This window comes from Ilumatobacter sp., from assembly GCF_049588435.1.
In the GTDB taxonomy this organism is placed as follows: Bacteria; Actinomycetota; Acidimicrobiia; order Acidimicrobiales; family Ilumatobacteraceae; genus Ilumatobacter_A.
This window is the reverse complement of record NZ_JBAVYV010000205.1, coordinates 1-20,081: the sequence shown is the minus strand read 5'-3', so window position 1 is coordinate 20,081 and position 20,081 is coordinate 1. Positions and strand designations below refer to the sequence as shown.

Annotated in this window: 18 protein-coding genes; 2 read left to right on the top strand and 16 right to left on the bottom strand. The window is 67.2% G+C overall.

Translation table 11 applies throughout. The features are described from left to right. The 5 genes from WBV89_RS07825 to WBV89_RS07805 form a co-directional block, all read right to left on the bottom strand. Positions 1-738 (bottom strand): PhzF family phenazine biosynthesis protein (locus tag WBV89_RS07825; protein WP_423980773.1); only part of this gene is annotated, 738 nt, incomplete at its 3' end. A 14-nt stretch (positions 739-752) separates the two neighbouring features. Continuing rightward, positions 753-1,208, bottom strand: coding sequence for a Fur family transcriptional regulator (locus tag WBV89_RS07820; RefSeq protein WP_423980772.1), 456 nt, complete (start codon positions 1,206-1,208; stop codon positions 753-755). A 197-nt stretch (positions 1,209-1,405) separates the two neighbouring features. Then, entirely contained in the window at positions 1,406-2,254 is an 849-nt protein-coding gene (locus WBV89_RS07815; protein ID WP_423980771.1) for a metal ABC transporter permease, read from the bottom strand. Then, entirely contained in the window at positions 2,251-3,051 is an 801-nt protein-coding gene (locus WBV89_RS07810; protein ID WP_423980770.1) for a metal ABC transporter ATP-binding protein, read from the bottom strand. Before WBV89_RS07810 ends, WBV89_RS07815 begins: the two co-directional genes overlap by 4 nt. A 40-nt stretch (positions 3,052-3,091) precedes the next feature. Continuing rightward, positions 3,092-4,150 (bottom strand): metal ABC transporter substrate-binding protein, encoded by a 1,059-nt coding sequence (locus tag WBV89_RS07805; protein ID WP_423980769.1) that lies wholly within the window; start codon positions 4,148-4,150, stop codon positions 3,092-3,094. A 145-nt stretch (positions 4,151-4,295) separates the two neighbouring features. Between WBV89_RS07805 and WBV89_RS07800 the strand changes: the two genes are divergently transcribed. Then, on the top strand, positions 4,296-5,210 hold the full coding sequence (locus WBV89_RS07800; RefSeq protein ID WP_423980768.1) for an alpha/beta fold hydrolase: 915 nt from the start codon (positions 4,296-4,298) through the stop codon (positions 5,208-5,210). After that, positions 5,207-6,544 carry a hypothetical protein gene (locus WBV89_RS07795; RefSeq protein WP_423980767.1) on the top strand — a complete coding sequence of 446 codons (1,338 nt, stop codon included), beginning with the start codon at positions 5,207-5,209 and terminating at the stop codon, positions 6,542-6,544. Before WBV89_RS07800 ends, WBV89_RS07795 begins: the two co-directional genes overlap by 4 nt. A 27-nt stretch (positions 6,545-6,571) precedes the next feature. Here the strand turns inward: WBV89_RS07795 and WBV89_RS07790 are convergent, their stop codons facing one another. The 11 genes from WBV89_RS07790 to WBV89_RS07740 form a co-directional block, all read right to left on the bottom strand. Continuing rightward, positions 6,572-8,653, bottom strand: coding sequence for an ABC transporter ATP-binding protein (locus tag WBV89_RS07790; protein WP_423980766.1), 2,082 nt, complete (start codon positions 8,651-8,653; stop codon positions 6,572-6,574). After that, positions 8,650-9,588, bottom strand: a complete 939-nt coding sequence (locus tag WBV89_RS07785; protein WP_423980765.1) for an ABC transporter permease — start codon at positions 9,586-9,588, stop codon at positions 8,650-8,652. Before WBV89_RS07785 ends, WBV89_RS07790 begins: the two co-directional genes overlap by 4 nt. Then, positions 9,585-10,550: an ABC transporter permease gene (locus tag WBV89_RS07780; RefSeq protein ID WP_423980764.1), complete on the bottom strand. Its 966-nt coding sequence runs from the start codon at positions 10,548-10,550 to the stop codon at positions 9,585-9,587. The genes WBV89_RS07785 and WBV89_RS07780 overlap by 4 nt, the downstream gene beginning before the upstream one ends. Before the next feature lie 108 nt (positions 10,551-10,658). Then, positions 10,659-12,434 carry an ABC transporter substrate-binding protein gene (locus tag WBV89_RS07775; RefSeq protein ID WP_423980763.1) on the bottom strand — a complete coding sequence of 592 codons (1,776 nt, stop codon included), beginning with the start codon at positions 12,432-12,434 and terminating at the stop codon, positions 10,659-10,661. Between the two features lie 242 nt (positions 12,435-12,676). Then, complete coding sequence (locus WBV89_RS07770) at positions 12,677-13,309, bottom strand: TetR/AcrR family transcriptional regulator (RefSeq protein WP_423980762.1); 633 nt, start codon at positions 13,307-13,309, stop codon at positions 12,677-12,679. 38 nt (positions 13,310-13,347) lie between these two features. Next, complete coding sequence (locus WBV89_RS07765) at positions 13,348-14,898, bottom strand: PhnE/PtxC family ABC transporter permease (protein WP_423980761.1); 1,551 nt, start codon at positions 14,896-14,898, stop codon at positions 13,348-13,350. Further along, positions 14,895-15,671 carry a phosphonate ABC transporter ATP-binding protein gene (locus tag WBV89_RS07760; protein WP_423980760.1) on the bottom strand — a complete coding sequence of 259 codons (777 nt, stop codon included), beginning with the start codon at positions 15,669-15,671 and terminating at the stop codon, positions 14,895-14,897. The genes WBV89_RS07765 and WBV89_RS07760 overlap by 4 nt, the downstream gene beginning before the upstream one ends. Continuing rightward, on the bottom strand, positions 15,652-16,662 hold the full coding sequence (locus WBV89_RS07755) for a putative selenate ABC transporter substrate-binding protein (protein ID WP_423980759.1): 1,011 nt from the start codon (positions 16,660-16,662) through the stop codon (positions 15,652-15,654). Before WBV89_RS07755 ends, WBV89_RS07760 begins: the two co-directional genes overlap by 20 nt. 121 nt (positions 16,663-16,783) lie before the next feature. Further along, positions 16,784-18,484, bottom strand: a complete 1,701-nt coding sequence (locus WBV89_RS07750) for an AMP-binding protein (RefSeq protein WP_423980758.1) — start codon at positions 18,482-18,484, stop codon at positions 16,784-16,786. A gap of 123 nt (positions 18,485-18,607) precedes the next feature. Then, a complete protein-coding gene (locus tag WBV89_RS07745) occupies positions 18,608-18,928 on the bottom strand; it encodes a hypothetical protein (RefSeq protein WP_423980757.1) in 321 nt (106 codons plus the stop codon). A gap of 56 nt (positions 18,929-18,984) precedes the next feature. Then, a partial coding sequence (locus WBV89_RS07740) for a serine hydrolase domain-containing protein (protein WP_423980756.1) occupies positions 18,985-20,081 on the bottom strand: 1,097 nt, incomplete at its 5' end.

Below are 20,081 nucleotides of genomic sequence, written 5' to 3'. Positions count from 1 at the left end.
GCGCCGACCGAGCGAGTGGCCCTGAGCTGCGACATAGGGCGTCGACACTCGACCCGTCTCGGTGAGCCACTGGGCGATCGACGCGTTCAGGCTTCCGGTCACCGGGTCCTCCCGGATCGATCCCGTTGCATCTGCGAAGAACGCCCGGACCTCGATCGCGCATTCGCTCCGCGGTTCATGGAGACCGACGAGTCCGACGTCGAATCCGGGGACCGCAACCGTCGGCCGGGTCACATCCAGCACCGCCTCGGCCGATCCGAGAAGCAGACCCATCCACCCCGGCCCGTTGTCGATCCACGCGGATGCGACGACGTCCGATTCGACGAGGCCGAGGAGGTCGAGTCGCGGGGCGAGTACATCGGGCTCGATCGCGCCGCTGCGCGTCATCGGCGGAGCGGCGAACGCCAGCCGGTTACCGTCCCGGCGGATCGGAATCAATCCCGCTCCGCACTCCTGGACCACCGTGTCGGCGTCGTGCGGGACGCCTCCGCCGGCGAGCCACGCGTGGCACGAGCCGAGCGTCGGATGCCCGGCGAACGGCAACTCGCGCCCGGGACAGAAGATGCGAACGCGGTAGTCGGCTCCGGGATCGCTCGGCGGAAGCAGGAACGTCGCTTCGGAGAGGTTCGTCCACTCGGTGATGCGCTGCATCTGTTCGGACGACAATCCGTCGCCGTCGAGTACGACCGCCAGTGGGTTTCCGGAGAACGGATCCGACGCGAACACGTCGAGTTGCATGAACCGACGTTCGGTCACGGCGCGCACTCCGCGCAGACACCCTCGAGAGCGAAGTGACCGGGTTCGAGCGCGAATCCGGTCTGACGCGCCATTCCATCGACGAGGTCCGAGACTGCGCCGATGGGTACCGGCACGATCGCCCGGCAGTTCTCGCAGACGGCGACGAGCCGCTCGTCGCCCGCCAATCGCACCAACGACGGCCCGTGGCCGGCGTGGACATGACTCGCAATGCCGACCTCGGTGAGCACGTTGACCGTTCGGTACACGGTGGCCTCGTGCAGTCCGGGCTCGATCTCCTGCGCCAACGCGGTCAGTTCGGCTGCGCTGATCGTGCCCCCGTGCTCCAACAGGGCGCTGAGCACCGCGACGCGTGGTCGGGTCGCTCGACATCCGTGCGCGCGGAGTGCGTCTGCTGCCTCGTCCGGCGCCCACGGTCGTCCGTCGATCGCCTTGGTCCCCTCCGGCCGCACCCCGTGACCGTACCCCGCCACCCGCCTCCGGTGAGATGTGAGACCACCGGTCCATCTCGACTCTCACCGGTGACGGACGGTTGCACCTTGCGGTGAGATGTGAGAGGACCCCTCCGTCTCACATCTCACCGGACAAACGGTGCGGCCGAACGGTGCGGCACGGGCGGGGATGGGCGCGGGCGGGGACGGGGTGGGCGTCAGTGGGCGTGGGCGACGGTGCCGGCTCGGCGACGGAGGTGTCCGCCGGCGACGAACGCGATGAGGAAGAACATCGTCCCGACCAGCACGATCGTCGAACCCGACGGCAGGTCGAGGTGATAGCTGATGTTCATCCCCGCGAATCCGCTGATCGAGCCGACCAGGGTGGCGATCGCCAGCATCACCGCGAAGCTGTCGGTCAGCATGCGCGCCACCACCGCGGGGACCACGAGTGTCGCGGCGATCAGCGTCACCCCCATCACGTTCATCGTGGCGAGCACGGTGGCGGCCAGCACCACCATCAGTGCGGTGTCGATCAGCGTCGTGCGCACACCCGTCACCTCCGCCACCTCCGCGTCGAATGTCGTGAACAGGAGCGGGCGGTAGGCGAGCGCGATGAACGCGACGGCGACCATCGAGACCCCGACGACCAACCAGACATCGCTCGACTTCACGCCGAGGATGTTGCCGAAGAGGAGAGCATCGGCGCTGCGTCCGGGTGACCCGTACCGTTCGACCAGCGCAATCCCGAGAGCGAACGAGGCCGTCGTGACGACACCGATCGCGGCGTCCGAGCCGATCGGGCGACGGCGCACGATCCCCCCGATCGCCAGTGCGGTGACCACACCCCAGATTCCCGCGCCGAGGAACAGGTTGACCCCGATCAGGCCCGCAGCGGCGTATCCGCCGAAGATCGCGTGCGACAGCCCGTGGCCGATGTAGCTCATGTTGCGCAGGACGACGTAGCAACCGACCAGACCGCACAGGGCGCCCGCAATCGTTGCGACGTACACGCCGTTGCGGAAGAACTCGAACGCGTACGGATCGCTCAGCTCGGACCAACTCATGCGCCGAGTTCCCTCCGCAGCGGCACGACCCGAGCTGCGGGTCCCGCGTCGACGACCACCCGCATTCCACCGTGTTCGAGAACCTCCATCGGGGAGCCGAAGGTTCGCTCGAGAACGTCCGAAACGAGCACGTCGACCGGTGATCCAGCACCGACGATCACCTTGTTCAGGCAGACGATCGTCGGGAGATGGGTGGCGATGCCGTTGAGGTCGTGGGTCGACAACACGATCGTGACGCCGTCGCCGTTCAGTTCGCCGAGGAGGTGCAGCACCTCGTGTCGGGTCCTCACGTCGAGTCCCGATGTCGGTTCGTCGAGGAAGATCACCTCCGCTCCGGTGTACATCGCACGGGCGAGGAACACCCGCTGCTGCTGTCCTCCCGACAGGTTGCGGATGTGTCGCCGCCCCAGACCCCCGAGGCCGAGCCGGTCGAGCGTGGAGTCGACCTCGCGGCGTTCCTGACGCGAGATCCATGGCGTGGTCCAGCCCGTCGCTCGGGCCATCGCGACGCATTCGGCGACCGTGACCGGGAAGTTCCAATCGATGCGTTCGACCTGGGGCACGAATCCCACGGTGAGGCCCGGGCGCCGGGTCACCAGCCCGGACCGGGGAGCGATGCCGCCGAGCAGGGCCTTGAAGAGCGTCGACTTGCCCGAGCCGGACGGACCGACGATCCCGATCATGTCGCCGGATTCGATCGTGAGGTCGACGTCGACGACGACCGGCGCATCGCCGTAGGCGACCGTGAGCCGCTCCGCGGTGATCAACGCCTCGACGTCGGACATCGGAGTGCTCATGGCTGCCTCATCGCCGTCTCACTGTTCTCTCATCGCTCTCTCATTGCGGGTACGACGCCTCGTCGGGAACCACGTTGCGGACGACGAACGCATCGAGGGCGCTCGCGTCCCCGCCGAGAGCCTCGGTCATCGTGACGAAGTTGAACTTCATCAGTCCGAGCCACGAGTGGTCGACGTCGCCGGGCTCGCCCGGCAGGTCGTCGTCGCGCAGGTCGTCGACGTAGACGGCTCCGGTCTCGTTGGCGACCTGTTCGAGCACGGGTGACGGGAAGACCTCGGAGCCGAAGACGGCCGGGACCCCTTCGGCGTCGATCTGTTCGATCAGGTCGACCACCTCGGACGGTGTGGGCTCACCGAAGTCGGCCGGTTGGATCGCCCCCACCACGGTCCAGCCGTAGGTGTCCGCGAAGTAGGCGTACGCGTCGTGGTACGTGACCAACTTGCGGTTCTCTTCGGGCACCGTGTCGAGGGATTCGCTGACCGACTGATCGAATTCGTCGACGAGCTCGGAGAACGCTACGTGGTTGGCGGTGTAGTCGTCCTCGCCGTCGGGGTCGACCGCGACCATCGTCTCGAGGATCACGTCGGCATACGCGCTGACCAGGGTCGGGTCGGTCCACAGGTGAGGATTGGGCTTTCCTTCCGACTCGGGGAACGAGAAGTCGTACCGATATTCAGCGGGATCGATCACCTCGTCGCCGATCTCGACGAGTGGCACGTCATCGGCCAGGTTCGATGCCGCGAGTTCCTTGGTCGGTTCCTCGAGTTGGAGGCCGTTGATGAACACGACGTCGGCCGTGCTCAGCACTTCCGCAGCTGACGGTGAAGGCTCGAACGTGTGCGAGTTCGTTCCCTCCGGTACGAGTCCGACCACCTCGGCCCGGTCACCGATGATCTGCGAGGCGATCGACGTGATCGGTGCCACGGTGGTGACCACGGTCAACGAATCCGATTCGGCGCTCGACTGTGCAGCCTCGTCGGATCCCGTGGAATCATCGGATCCTCCGCATGACGCAACGACGACCACCGCCGCAACCACCGCTGCGAACGTCGAACGACGTCCTCCACCCCTCGTCGTCAGCCACGTCACGTTCCTCACGATGAGAAAGCTAGTTGCGAGCTGGACGCAACGAGCTCTCGAGCTCGATGTTTCTCGGAGTTCATCGCTCGTTCACGAGGGCCCGCGCTCTCGTGAGCCTCCGCTACTCTCGTCCACCACCGGACCGCGCCGCGACCGAGACACCATGACCGACCACGTCGCGCCCACCGAGGAGATGCACCCCCTGTCGTCGGACGTCGAACTGCATGTCCTCCGGTGGGAGCCACCACGTTCGATCGGTGCAACTCGACGGACCTGGATGCTGACGCACGGACTCGCCTCCAACGCACGGCTGTGGGACGGAGTCGCTCACCGTCTCGCCGCGCTCGGACATCGTGTCGTCACCGTCGATCAGCGCGGCCACGGCCGGTCGAGCAAACCCGACGACGGGTACGGCGTCGACAACTGCGCCGACGATCTCGCCCTGCTGATCGACGTCCTCGAACTCGAGCGCCCGGCGGTCGCCGGACAGTCGTGGGGCGGCAACGTCGTCCTCGAACTCGGCCACCGACACCCGGCTTCGGTCGATCAGGTCGCCTGCATCGATGGAGGATTCATCGACCTCCGAGCGAGATTCCCGGACTGGGACGACTGCGTCGAAGCGCTCGCGCCGCCACGTCTCGCCGGCACGCCGATCGAGACGATCCGCACATGGCTCGAACGGTCGGCAGCCGACTGGCCCGAGCAGGGTCGAGCGGGCACGATGGCCAACTTCGAACTGCTCACCGACGGCACCGCAGCGCCATGGCTGACGTTCGATCGTCACCTGCTCGTCCTCCGCGGTCTCTGGGAACACACCCCGTCCGTGGTGTTTCCCGAGGTGCGCGTCCCGACGCTGTTGGTCGCCGCCGACACCGGCGACGTCGCCTGGTCGGAATCGAAGCACCGGGCGGTCGACGAGGCGCTCGACCTGCTCCCCCGCGGGCGTGCGGTCTGGTTCAGCCCGGCCCACCACGACGTCCACGCGCAGCAGCCCGCGAAGGTTGCCGCCTTGCTGCACGACGCCTCGACCGACCCGGAGTTCTACACCGACACGACACCGATGGAGACGACCACATGACCCTCCCCCGCCTGCTCGTCCTCATGGGTTCGGGAGAGACAGCCCCGACGATGAAGGCACCGCATCGACGGGTCTTCGAGCGCCTCGGTGCCGATGGGGACACCGTCGTCCCGGTGATGCTCGACACGCCGTTCGGCTTCCAGGAGAACGCGCCGATCCTCGCCGCGTCGACCACGAGGTACTTCAGCGACTCGATCGGCCAGGACGTCGCCGTCGCCGGTCTGACCCGCGCCGACACCGGAGATTCGACAGCGATCGAGTCCGCGATGACACGAGTACGCGATGCGAACTGGGTCTTCGCCGGGCCCGGCAGTCCAACGTTCGCGCTGGGACAGTGGCGCCAGACCGATCTCCGCGAGATCCTCGCCGAGAAACTCCGGCCGACGGTCGACGGAGGCGGAGGCGCGCTCGTGTTCTCCTCCGCTGCAGCCCTCACGCTGGGCGTGGTGACCGTGCCCGTGTACGAGATCTACAAGGTCGGGATGGACCCATGGTGGGAACCCGGCCTCGACCTGCTCGGCGACATCGGGATCCGCGCCGCGGTGATCCCGCACTACGACAACCAGGAGGGCGGCAACCACGACACCCGCTTCTGCTATCTCGGTGAGCGTCGCCTCGCGATGCTCGAACCGGAGTTGCCCGACGACGCGTTCGTCCTGGGTGTCGACGAACACACCGGCGTCATCCTGGATCTCGATGCCGACACCGCCGAGGTCGTCGGCAAGGGCGGCCTCACCCTGCGTCGGGACGGCGTCTCGATCCGCCACGAGACGGGCACGATCGTCGGGCTCGACGCCATTCGTGACGGCGGGCGCTCGGTGGGTGGCGGCGATCCCGGCGAGTTCCACATGGTCACGGGGCCTGGCGCCCAGACCCCTGTGCCGTCCGACGACATGGAAGACACCGACACCGACATCGACACCGACATCGACGCCGACGTGTCGACGTCGCTCGCGGCGACGGCGCGAGAACTGGAGTCGCGCTTCAACCGGGCGCTCGCTGCGCGGGATGCCGACGCAGCGGTCGCAGCGATGCTCGATCTCGACGCGGCGATCGTGGAATGGTCGACCGACACGCTGCAATCCGACGAGATGGATCAGGCGCGACGAGCGCTGCGCTCGATGGTCGTCAAGCTCGGCGCGGCTGCCACCGACGGCCTGCGCGATCCGCGAGCCGTGGTCGGTCCGGTGGTCGAAGCCGCCCTGGCCGCTCGCCGGGTCGCCCGCGAGGAGCGGGCCTATGCGGTGTCCGACGCAGTACGAGACGGCCTCGATGCGGCCGGCATCGAGGTCCGCGACACCGCGACTGGCGTGGAATGGATCATCCGATCCTGATCCGACGACCCAGCCGGTCCAGTCGAACTAGTCGATCGGTTCGGCCTCGATCTCGGGGAGACGGTCCTTCTCGGAAATCACGACCGGTTCGGCCAACTGCTCCACGGTGAGGTGGCACTTGATGCTGTGCCCGGGAGCGATCTCGCGCATCTCGGGTTCGGTCACCTCGCAGAGACCCTCGATGAAGCGGTGGCAGCGGGTGTGGAAGACACACCCGGACGGCGGGTTGGCCGGCGACGGAATCTCACCGCTCAACGGAATGCGGTTCTCCGCCTGCCCATCGACACTCGGGACCGCCGAGAGCAGCGCCTCGGTGTAGGGATGATTCGGACCATCGAAGATGTGGTCGGTCGTCCCCAGCTCCATGATTCGGCCCACGTACATCACGGCGATTCGGTCGGCGAGGTACCGCACGACGCTGATGTCGTGGCTGATGAACAGGTAGCTCGTGCGATCGTCGCGCTGAAGGGTGGCGAGCAGGTTGAGGATTGCGGCCTGCACCGACACGTCGAGCGCGGAGGTCGGCTCGTCGCACACCACGACGTTCGGGTCGCCGGCGAACGCTCGAGCGATCGCGACGCGCTGCTTCAGTCCGCCGGAGAGCTGTCGCGGCCGCATGTCGAGGTGTCGCGGCGAGAGCCGCATCGCCTCGGCGACTTCGACGGCCCGCTTGTCGGCCTCCTCGCCCTTCAACCCGGTGAGTCGCGTGATCGAGCGAGTCAGGATCCGGCGCACGGTCCACGATCGGTTCAACGCCGAGTCGGGGTTCTGGAACACCATCTGGATCGAACGGATCGATTCCTCGACCCGCTTGGTCGCCTTGCCGGCCATCGGCCGGCCGCGCAGGGTGATCTGGCCGCCTTCGTCGGCCTCGTGCACGCCGAGCATCGTCTTGGCGAGGGTGGACTTGCCCGACCCCGATTCACCGACGAGGCCGAGCGTCTCGCCCTCGGCGAACCCGAGATCGACACTCACGAGTGCCGGCACGTCGTGGCCGCGCTGACGGAACGTCTTCGAGACGTGATTGATCCCGACGACTTCCTCGGTACCGACCTCGACGACCTCGTTGACCTCGTGCGGCTCGGGGATCTCGTCGAGACGGTCGGGAAAGTGGCAGCGGGTCCAATGGTCGTCGCTGCGCGGGACGATCGGGGGGACCTCGGTGCTGCACTTCTCGGTCGCGATCGGACAGCGATCGACGTAGACACAGGTCGGGAGCGGCTCACCGATCTGGGGCAGATTGCCCGGAATCGCGAACAGTTCACGATCGGTCTTGCGCAGCCCCTGTCGAGGGATCGAGTTCAACAATCCGACCGTGTAGGGATGGCTCGGGTTGTCGAAGACCTCCTCGACCGTGCCCTCCTCGACGATGCGACCGGCGTACATGACACCGACCCGGTCGCACATCGTGCGGATCACGCCGAGGTTGTGGGCGATCAACAGGATCGCTGAATTGAGTTCGGATCGGAGGTCGCGCACCAGATCGAGAACCTCGGCCTCGACGGTGGCATCGAGGCCGGTCGTCGGTTCGTCGAGCACGAGCAGCTTGGGATCGCACGCCAGCGCCATGGCGATGACGACGCGCTGCAGCATCCCGCCCGACAGCTGATACGGATAGCGCTCCATCACGCTCTCGGGTGAAGCGATCCGAACACGGTGGAGCGCGGCGAGGGCGGACTTCTTCGCCTCGGACCTCGACTGGCCCATCACCTCGAACGCCTCGGCGACCTGGCGGCCGATCTTGAGCACGGGATTGACGGCCTGGACCGGATCCTGGAAGACCATCGACGCCTGTCGCGCGCGGAACTCGCGGAGTTCGCGGGCGCTCATCGCGGTCAGTTCCTGACCGTTCGAGGTGACGCGACCGCCGTCGATTTGTCCGTTGCCGGGCAGGTACCGCAGCGCCGCGTACGCCGTGGTCGACTTCCCGCAGCCGGATTCGCCGACGAGGCCGTAGGCCTCACCCGGTCGCACTTCGAACGTCACGCCACGCAACACCGCGCGGGGTGTTCCGCGCACGACGTAGGAGAGTCCGAGATCCTCGATCGCCAGCGCGGCGGTCTCGGCGTCGGACACGTGGCCGGACTCGGTGATTTCTGTGGAGGTCATGACTTGAGGGCCTTGTCGATCGAGTCGGTGACCAGGTTCACGCCAATCACGAGGCTGGCGATGGCGAGCGCCGGGAAGATCGACGGCCACCAGACGTCACGGACGATCTGCTGGTAGTTCTGCGACACGTCGATGCCCCAGTCGGCGGTGGTCACGTTGGTTCCGACCTGGCCGAGGAAGGCGAGCGTGGCGTAGGTGAACACCGCGTAGCCGAGGCGCACGGTCAACTCCACGACGACGAGCCCGGTGACGTTGGGCAGGATCTCACGCGACACGATGAAGAGGCCCGATTCACCGCGCATCTTGGCGGAGGTGACGTAGTCGAGTTCGGCCTCGGACACCGCAGCGGATCGGATGGTCCGCGTGATCGCCGGGACGAACAGGATGGCGATCGTGCAGATCACGACCGGGCGGGACTTGCCGAACGTGAACACCACGAGGATGGCCATGAGGATCACCGGGATCGACAGGATCGCCTCGATGATCCGGCTCAACACCTCGTCGACGAGACCCCGGTAGTAGCCCATGATCAAGCCGAGCAAGGTGCCGACGACGATCGCGATCCCCGTCGCCAACGGCGCCACGATCAGAATCGGTCGTGCTCCGTAGATGACGCGGGTGTAGACGTCGCGGCCGACCCCGTCGGTCCCGAACCACGCCTCCGAACTCGGCGGAACACGGGGTCCCGCCGGGACGAACTCGTCGGGTCCGAACGTGGTGAACAGGCCCGGCCACAGCGCGGAGATCACCCAGAATCCGACGATCAGCGCCCCGATGATGGCTCCCGGGCTTTTGACCAGGACCATCCACTGTTCCTTGCGGACCTGCTTGCGGGTGGCCGCCTTAGGCGCATCCTGCGGCGGCGGGATCGGCGCGTTGAACTCGTGGTCCTGCGTCGGGTCCTCTGCATTGCCGAACTCGCCGACCGTGCTCATGAGTCCTCCCCGATGTTGAGCCGTGCTCTCGGATTCATCCACGCGACCAGCAGGTCGGCGCAGAGCGTGGCGATCATGTAGATGATCGCCACCGTGAGCACCCCGGCGCGCAGCACCGGATAGTCGGCACGATCGACGGCCCGGATGATCAGGTTGCCCATCCCCGGGTAGCCGAACACGATCTCGAGTGCGACCATGCCGCCGAACAGGTACCCGAGCTGGGTTCCGAGCACCGCGACCGTCGGCTGGAGCGCGTTGCGGGCAATGTGCTTGCGGAAGACGTCTCGCGTCGACAGGCCACGCATGAACGCGGTGCGGGTGTAGTCGGCCTCGAGCGCGTTGATCGTGCCGGCGCGGGTGATGCGCGCGATGTAGCCGAAATAGACCATCAGCACGGCGAGGGCGGGCAGGAGAAGGTGCTGGATCTGGACCGCCACGCTGGCGCCCGGCGGTGGATTCGCCTGGACCTTGAAGAACTCGAAGGGGACGGCGAGGAAGGCGAGCAGGAAGACGCCCGCGACGAAGTCGGGAATCGCGGAGAACGCGAGGCCGGTGTTCACGATCGTGCGGTCGATCCAGGTGTCCTTCTTGTAGGCGGCGACGAGACCACCGAGGATCGCGATCGGGACCATGATCAGCAGCGACAGCCCGACCAGCTTCGCGGAGTTGACGAGCGCGGTGAACACGAGGCTCATCACCGGCTCACCGGCGGCGACCGAGAACGAATCGCCGAAGTCGACCGTCACCACCGAGATTCCGAGATCGCCGAGCTGCGTGGCCACCGAGTCGCGCAATCCGAGCGACTCGGTCACCTGCGCCAACCGCTCGGGTGACGCGGTGCCTCCGGCGATCTTGCGCGCAGGATCCCCCGGCGCGATGTTCGGAATCAGCGTCACGATGACGAGCAGGATTCCCAACGTAATCAGCGCGAGCAGCAGACGCCGCGCGATGAACTTCAACATCTGTTCCCCCTGGAACGTGGTGACTGGACGATGCACCGGAAGGGGTCAGACCCGTGTCCGAACCTGACCCCTTCCATACGGTGCGTCATCGATGCAGGACGTTCCCGATCAGCCCTTCGAGGCCTTCTGGAACTGCATGTGCCCGAGCGCCGTCACCTCGACGCCGGACACCACGTCGGTGTGACCCGACAGGTAGTCGAAGAAGAACGGGTAGCACGCAGGCGAATCCTCGTGCAGGAGCCGCTGGATCTTGCCGATCGCTTCCTTCTGCCCGTCGACGTCGACCGATGCCTGGTAGTCACCGAACAACCCGTCGAAATCCGTCGAGTTGTAGTTCGACGCATTCCAGTCGCCGTCGGTCTCCAGTCCACGTCCGAAGAACACGTCGGGAGTGGGCCGGTGGCCGTAGTCGACGATGCCGATCTGAGCCGATGCACCACACGGGATGCCCGGGCCGCTCGACTCGGGCTGCGTGCCGTAGCTCGCACCGGTGCACCAGTACTCGCCGTAGAAGTCGGAGTTCGGGGTCACTCCGACCGGGGTCGTGAAGCCAGCCGCCAGCAGGTTCTGCTCGATGATCGCCGCGATCGACGGGATCTCCTGGAGGTCACCGACCTGCAGGGTGCCGTCGACGCCATCGGCGTATCCGGCATCGGACAGCAGTTGCTTCGCCATCTCCGGGTCGTACGGACGCTGTTCCTGGGTGTCGTCGAAGTACGGGAGCGTCGGGAACACCGGGTGGTCGTTCGCGATCTGTGCCTGGCCCTCGTAGATCGTGTCGACGAGCTGCTGGCGGTTGACCGCGTAACACGCGGCCTGGCGGACGCGAGGATCGGTGAACGGGCCACCGTCGGGCAGCTGCGTGTTGAACCACATCTGACGGTGGTTCGACGACGGCGGCTTCAACAGGGTGAACGCCGAGTCGTCGAGGAGGTTCGCCCCGTCGGACACGGAGAACTGCTGGATCGCATCGATCTCACCGGCGGCCATGGCCGCGACCTGGGTTCCGCCGCTGTCGAAGCCCTGGAGGGTGACGCTGTCGAGGTTGACCGCACCCCCCCACCAGTTCTCGTTCGGGACGAACACGGCACGGAACGACGACGGGTCGAAGCTCTCGAGCACCCAGGGGCCGGTTCCGGTGGTGCGCTCGTTGAGCGTGGTTCCACTCGTGTAGTCGACGGGGGTGATCAGCGACTGCGGGTTGTAGATCGACACCAGCACGGGCAGGTTGCCGTTCGGCGAGTCGAGGTTGATGATCGCGGTGAGATCATCGGGAGTTTCGACGGCACCTTCGCTGACGACGCCTGCGAGTCCGGCTCCGGCGACGACCATTCGATCGATCGTGGCTGCCACGTCCGCCGACGTGAACGGGGTGCCGTCCTGCCAGGTGACGCCCTCGCGGAGCTTGAACGTCCAGACGCTTCCGTCGTCGTTCGGGCTCCACTCGGTGGCGAGGGCGGTCGCGCCGACCTCACCGTTGTCGCCGAGACCGACGAGGTACTCGAAGCTCTGCGACAGCACGCAGTAGGTGCCGAGGTCGAGCATGTTGAGCGGGTCGAGTCCCGAGTTCGCGTCACCGGTCTGGATTCCGGCGATGATGTCGCCGCCGGTTGCACCAGAGCTCTCCGATCCGCCGTCGGTCGACGGGGCTCCCGTTCCGGCGGTCGTGCCACCGGTCGTGTCGGCACTGCCCGACGAGTCGCCGTCGTCGCTCCCGCCGCAGGCGGCGATGATCGAGCCCATGAAGGGCACCGAGAGACCGATGATGGTGCCGCGCTTCACGAAGTCACGGCGCTTGATCTTGCCCTTCGCGTATGCCTCGATGAGGTCGGCCTCGACCGGGCCTCCAGAGCGTCGTGCTCTGTCCAAGCGTTTCCAATCCATGTGTGCTCCCCCTTAGGAGTGTTGCTGAGAATGTCTGTGACGATGTTGTTGACGATGAATTCGACCGGAGGGCGGGTTGTTCACGCTGGGTTGTTCCCCTCCCGCCTTCTCCAAACGTTCCCCGACCACCATGATTCACCTTCGGACGCACAGCGTCCAGAGGCTCCGCTGAGCGGGGCGAAATCGAAGGTACCAGTGTTCCACAATGCGGAATCACGCGCCAGCTTTTTGACGATGCGTGGTCAGAACACCACGCCGGAGCGCCGCAGCGCCTCGCCGCGCAAGGGATCGGTGAGCATCGACGCCAGGATCAACTCGAGGCCGAGCGTCGACGACGACCGGTACAGATCCCATTCGATCGCGGCGTGCGCCCACTTCTCCAGGCGGTTCATCCGAGTCGTGAACACGTGGCGCGCCAGCGCAGCGACATCACATTCGACGACGAACAGCCCATCCGCCGCCGCCTTCGCGAAGTCAGCCTCGATGTAGGCGACGACACGGTCCCCGACCGCACCCATTCCGTGTGCTCCGACTCCGGGATTCATCGATGCGAAGATCGGCCGCCACACTTCCGGTTCGGCAGCGAAGTTCTCGTCGAGCGCGTCGAACAGCTCCCGCGTGGTGTCGATCGGCCCGGCGTCGGGCTGGGCGTCGAGTTCGATCTCGAGTTGGTCGAGGCCGGCGCTGACGAACGCGACGAGGACCCCGTCACGATCACCGAACTGGTTGTACAACGTGGCGACGGCGACGCCGGCACGCTCGGCGAGCTTACGCATCGTCAAACCGTGGACTCCGCCGTCGGCGATCAGCTCACCGGTCGCGTCGAGGACATCGCGTCGCGTGCGTTCCTGTCGTCGCTCCCAGCCATCGCTCATCCAGTGGCCAGCTTACGATGACTCGACGTCGCACCGAGTCACCGCAGGATGCGTCGGACCATTCTCCCGAGCGCGTCGGCGGCGACTGCCAGCGCGATGAGGACCAACACGACGCCGGTCACCGCCGCGAAATCGCGTGCTGCCAGGTCATCTCGAAGCAGTTGGCCGAGACCACCGGCACCGACCACCCCGATCACGATCGTCTCGCGCACCAGCACCTCGGAGCGGTACACGGTGAGCGACACCAGACGCGGCGCCGCTGCCGGAATCACGCCGTAGGTCCAACGGCCCCACCACCTGGCGCCGGAGAGAAGCGCAGCCCGTTCGGCATCGCCCGGGTTCGCCTCGATCGCCTCGGCGTACAGACGTCCGAGCACACCGGCGTTGTAGACCCCGAGCGCAACCGCTCCCGGCCAGATCCCGGGGTACAGCACGAGAACGAACAGGAACGCCCAGACCGGCGCCGGCACCGCGCGCCCGAGCAGGAGCACGACGCGGCCGACGGCGCGGCGGATCCCGTCGGTCACGATGCCGAACCCGTGTGGAGGTCCGATCGCACGACGGCGGCTGTTCGCCGCGCCCACGATGCCGAGCACGGTGGCGATGACCGTCGCGAGCACGGCGAGCGCGATCGTGTCGATCGTCGCCGACCACAGTTCGCTCCAGCCGCCGGGGCCGAGTCGTGGCGGGAACATGTCGTCGAGGAACTCGGGTGCCCGCTCGAGGGTGCGCGGCGACCACAGCACCGAGACATCGAGACCGACCTCCCACCACGACCACGCGACCGCCGCGAGTCCGGCGAGCGGCAGCCAACGTCCCGCGCCCCGGAACCCTCCCCCACGTCGGGACAGGCTCGACACGGCGTCGGCCGACCCGCTGAGCACCATCAGCGCAAAGATCAAGGTCCAGATCTCGTCGTACCGCAAGGACTCGAAACTCACGTCGAGTTGGAAGCCCAACCCACCGACGCCGACGATCCCCAACACGGCCGCCGAGCGCATCGCGCACTCGAGTCGGTAGAACCCGTACGAGACGAACTCGCCGCGGACCCGCGGCGCGATTCCGTACGCCACGGCGGTGAGTCGTCCTGCGCCCGAGGCGCGCAACGCGTCGTATCCCGACCGGTCGGCATCGTCGAGAGCATCCGCATACACCTTCGCGGTGACGGCACCGAACGGGACCCCGATCGCGAGGACTGCGACGATCGGGTCGAAGCCGAGCACCTGGACGAGGAGCAGTGCGATGAGAATCTCGTGCACGGCGCGTGGCACCGTCGCCGCCACGGTCGACAGCCGTCGCACCACCCCCGACCCGACGGTCCGTTCCGAGATCAGCAGCGCCCCGAAGACTCCGACGACGATCGCCAGCGCGGAACCGAGGATCGCGTACGCCGCAGTCGTCAGCGTTGCCTCGATCGTCAGCGAGACGAACTCCTGCGACAGGTCCGGCGACAGCGCGTCGCGCCAGAATCGGGCGAACGCAGGAGCTCCGGCGGAGTTGACGACGTCGATGATTCCCGCTCGGCCCACCGACCATGCGACGACGAGGACTCCGGCGATCGCCAGCCGGCGACGAGGTGATCGGATCACACCGACGCGTAGAGGTCGGTGACGAGATCGTCATCGAGGTCCGCAGGCGGGAGGTCGAAGACGACTCGACCCGCTCGGATACCGACGACCCGATCGACGTGGTCGCGGGCGAGGTCCGGATCGTGCAGGCTGAGGACCACCGTCCGTCGCTCGCCGGAGTCGCTCGGTGCGCACAGCGCCGTGACCACGTCGGAGCTGAGTCGCGGGTCCACAGCCGAAACCGGCTCGTCGGCGAGCACGAGTCGGGGATCCTGGACCAACGTGCGAGCGACGGCGACCCGCTGCTGCTGCCCACCCGACAAGTCACCGGTGCGACGATCGGAGAGTCCGCCGAGGTCCATGCGTTCGAGTGCCGCGTCGACCTCCTCGCGGCCGAGCGGTACGACCAGCGACGACAGTCCGCGCAGTGCCGACCACGAACCGAGTCGCCCGCCGTTCACGTTGTGGATGACCCGCAACGACCCCGGAAGGCCGTGTGCCTGGCGCACGACCCCGACCTGGGAGCGGTGACGTCGCAGCGCCGATCCGCGCAGGTCGCCGATCGGTTCACCGAGCACGGTGACCGATCCGGCCGTCGGACGGACGAGTCCGGCCACGACGTCGAGCAACGTCGACTTCCCCGCCCCGCTGGCACCGAGGAGCGCGACGCGCTCCCCCGCCTGGACCGCGAGGTCGACGCCAGCCAGCGCATGCACGACGCCGCCGCCGACCCGATAGTCGACAGCGACGCCGTGAAGGCTCAGTGCAGATTCGTCAGCGAATGAGGCCGGCATCACGCCCGACCGCTTCGATCGCTGCGTAATTCCCGTTCTCGGTCTCGATGAAGGCGCCGGCACCGAACAGGTCGAGCACCTCGGCATCGTCGGGGTCCGACGCATCGAGCGATGTCAGCGCCGCGGTGAACGCTTCCTCGAAGCCGTCGCCGAACTGTTCATCGAGGTCGGCCTGCACCACCCAGTGGTAGTCGTAGTACGGCGGAGTCCGGAAGATCTCCACGACCTCGGTCGTGTCGACCGTGCCGTCGGCGACCCGATCGTCCCAGACCTGCGAGTTCAGTGCACCCACCTCGTACGTCCCGGCGGTGACCAGTTCGATCGTGGCATCGTGGGATCCAGAGAATCCGGGCTGGCCGGCGAAGTCCTCGTCCGGATCGATCCCGGCCTCGGCCAGGAACGACTGCGGCATCAGCCGACCCGAGGTCGACGACTCCGACCCGAACGTGAACGAACGGTCTTCGAGGCCGACCAGGCCGTCGACATCGGCGATGTCGTCGACACCCGAGTCGGCGCGTGCGATGAACACCGAGGTGAACGCTTCGTCGATGTCTCGTTGAGCAACCGCTTGTGATCCGTCGACCTCGAGTCGGGCCTGGACGCCGGTGAGTCCACCGAACCAGACGGCGTCGAGATCCCCGACGGCGAATCCGGTCAGTGCTCCCGGGTAGTCCGTGACCGGCACGTACTCGACGTCGACGTCGAATCCGTCGTCGCCGAGATCCTCGGCGAGGTGGTCGGCCAGCAGGCCGTAGGTGCGTTGGAGTCGTTCGGGCTCCTGGTCGGGAATCGCTCCGATCCGGAGGGTGTCCGCCGCCGGTGAGTCGGGAGTCTCGGAGGACTCGACCGTCTCGGCGGGTGCGGTGGTTCCGTCGGAAGCGACGGGTTCAGCACCGGAGTCGTCACTGCCGGCGCACGACGCGGCGGTGAGAGCCAGCAGGCTCAGGGGGATGAGTGCCCGCCAACTGGCGGACTGGAGAGTGCGGCTCATTGGCGCCACACCGTGGTGTTGTTTGTCATGGCGGCGAGTGTGTCATCCGAGTCGCGATGACACACAACCAGAATGATGAAATCGCCGCGAACCGGAATGCCGCCACCGGTGAGGTCGAGGTTCAGTCGACGAGTCGGAGTTCCTCGTTGAGGTACTCCTCGCGACACTTCGCCCGCTGCAGCTTCCCACTGCTGGTCTTCGGGAGCGTGCCCGGCTGGACGAGCATCACGTCACGGGGCGGCAGGCCGCACACGTCGAGGGTCCGCTCGTGCACGTGCGCCCGGACGCCGTCGAGATCGCCGGACGTGTCGGTCAGTCGCACCTCGGCGACCACCACGACCGATTCCTTGCCCTTGTACCCCTCGACGCCCAGCGCGATCACGTTGCCTGCCCGGACACCGTCGAGTGGACCGACGGCGCGCTCGATGTCCTCGGGGAACACGTTGCGTCCACCGACGATGATCACATCCTTGATCCGACCGCACATCACCAATTCACCGTCGAGCAGATACGCGAGGTCGCCCGTGCAGAGCCAGTCGTCGTCGAACAAGGCGGCCGTGGCGTCGGGGCGCTTGTAGTAGCCCGGCGTGACCGACGTTCCGCGCAGCAGCAGTTCGCCGACGTGACGTTCGGGCAACTCGTCGTGGGTGTCGGGGTCGACGACCTTCATCTCGAGTCCGGGCACGGCGCGACCGAGCAACGGCAATCGGCGCGCGCGTAGTGCGAGGTCGTCCGGGTCGTCGATCTCGATCGGCTTCGCGACGCGCTGGGTCTCCAGCACCCGTCGGTCGACGGTGTCGGTCACGAGACCCCGCCCCCGCTCGGGGAACGTTCCGGCGATCGCCACCTCCGCCATCCCGAAGGCCGGGAACACACCGCCCGCCGTGAATCCGAATCGCTCGGCCTCGGCAACGAACGCCTCGACCGCTTTCGGATCGACCGGTTCGGCACCCGACAGCGCGAGGGTCAACGACGACAGGTCGAGGTCGGTCTTGCGCTTGAGTGCCCGCGTCGCGAGGACCCACGAGAAGTTCGGCCCCGCCGTCGCGGTCCCCCGGTAGTCGGAGATCCAGTCCATCCAGTTGCCCGGGTGGGCGAGGAAGTCCTGCGGCGCCGCCTGCACGAGGTCGACCCCCTTGGTCATCGGCAGGGCGAGGAAGCCGACCAAACCCATGTCGTGGTAGAGCGGCAGCCACGAGACCATCGTCTCCCCGGGGCCGAGCACGGCTGCGTCGCAGGTCGCGTCGAGGTTCGCCGACAGGACCCGATCGGGGATCATCACGCCCTTCGGCTCGCTCGTCGAACCGCTGGTGTACTGGAGGATGACGAGGCGTTCAGGGTCGTGGGGCGGAAGTTCGAGTGCGTCCCCGTGCGGGACGTTCGGCGAGCCGGGCATCACGGACGTCATCGATTCGATCGGCGGGTCGTCGGGGGCGGCGACATAGAAATCGGCGAGCTGGTGATCGATCAGGATGAGCTTGGCGTCGCCGTGGCGGATCCGGGCGCGGGTCGTCTCGATGAACACGTCGAGCGACCCCATCCGCATCGGGAGCGGGAGGACCATCGACGCGATTCCGGCCATCCAGCAGCCGCGCACGATCGTCATCAGCTCGCGGCTGGTCGGCCCGAGTACTGCGACGTGGTCGCCGGGGACCAGTCCCTTCGCCTGCAGCGCGGCGGCGACGGCGCGCGCCTCGTCGTGGATCTGATCCCATCCGACGTACACCGGGACCCCGTCGGGCATCACCGAGTTGCCGACGAAGCGAACCCCTGACCCCGATGACGCGGCGGCTTCGAGACGTGTGATGGTCGAGTCGGCCATGGCCGTCGAGGATAGTCGTCGCCCCCGCCCCGGCCCAGGAACCCGCCGGCACGACATGCACGTTCGTGCCAGGCACGAATGTGCACCCGAAGATGCGCGTCGGTGCCAGGCATCGACGCGCGGCTATTGGCTGCCTCCGAGGCGATCGGGAAGGTGGCTCGTCCGCCCGCCGCGCACCTTCACCTCGGGTGGATCGCAGGCCCAACATCCGTACTCGACGTGGATTCCCTGGACCGACATCTGGGTGCCGCGCGACTTCTCGAGAATCACCTGGGGCACGTGGTAGAGGTCGTCCCCGCCACACGCCGGACAGGTCGGACGAGGGTCGCGGGTCCACGTGATCGTGCAGGCCGCGCACGTGAGCTGAATCGTGCCGTCATCGAGCGGGGTCCCGCGCAGATCGTCGTCCGACTCGCACCGCGGACAGATGATCTCGAGTGCCACGACTCCGACACTAGATGCACGCGGGCCGTCGCGATCGGCCGGTCAGCGGCTGATCGTCAGAGACACGCACGGACGGCGTCGTTGAGCCGGACCGTCCGCGGATCACCGGCGATGCCCCCGAGCATCTGGTTCATCACGTAGCCGTACCCGACGCCGGTGTCGGGGTCGGCCTGACCGAGCGATCCACCCGCACCGGCATGACCGAACGCGTTCGGGCCGAGCAGCGGGACGAGTTCGTTCTCCAACATGAACCCCATCCCGAACCGTGTCTCGGCTACGAGGCACTCGTCCGGTCCGCGGACAGCCTCGGCCGACGCTGCGGCGATGGTCTCGGACGAGACGAGGCGGATTCCGTCGACCTCACCGACGGTGGCCGCGTACATCTTCGCCAGGCTCGCCGCGTTGGTGATCCCGTTGGCAGCGGGCATCTCGGTGGCGTGGACCGCACGGGTGTTGAACGGGTTGTCCGCTGCGCCGAGCACGAGCATCGCACCGCTCATCGTCAACGCGTTGAACCCCTTCGTCCCGGGACCCATCACCTGCATCATCATCGCGAGCTCTGCCGGGTCGCTCGGCGGAGGTGCGGACTCGAGCGTGCTCACCCGATGCTCCTCCGATTCGGGCAGCCCGATCCAGAAGTCGAGGCCGAGGGGTCCGGCCACTTCCTCGGCGAAGTACGTCCCGATCGATCGACCGTCGACACGCCGGACGAGTTCACCGACCAGCCAGCCGTACGTGTTCGCGTGGTACCCGTGAGCCGTACCCGGCTCCCAGATCGGAGCCTGTTCCGCCAGCGCCTCGACGATCGGGCTCACGGCGAGCAGATCGTCCATCGACAGGACGCGATCGACATACGGCAGCCCGGCCTGGTGACTCAACATCTGGGCGACGGTGACGCTCTCCTTCCCGTTCGCGGCGAACTCGGGCCAGTGGCTCGCAACGGTGTCGTCGTACGAGAGCACTCCGTCATCGACCAGCCGGCCGACGCAGATCGCAGCGGCACCCTTCGTGGTCGAGAAGACCAACTGGAGCGTTTGGTCGTCCCACGCCCGTCCGGTGGCCTCGTCCGCGATGCCGGCGGTGATGTCGACCTTGACCTCGCCGTCCGCCACGAGGGCGAAGCCGGCCCCCACCTCGGGGAACTCCTCGAAGT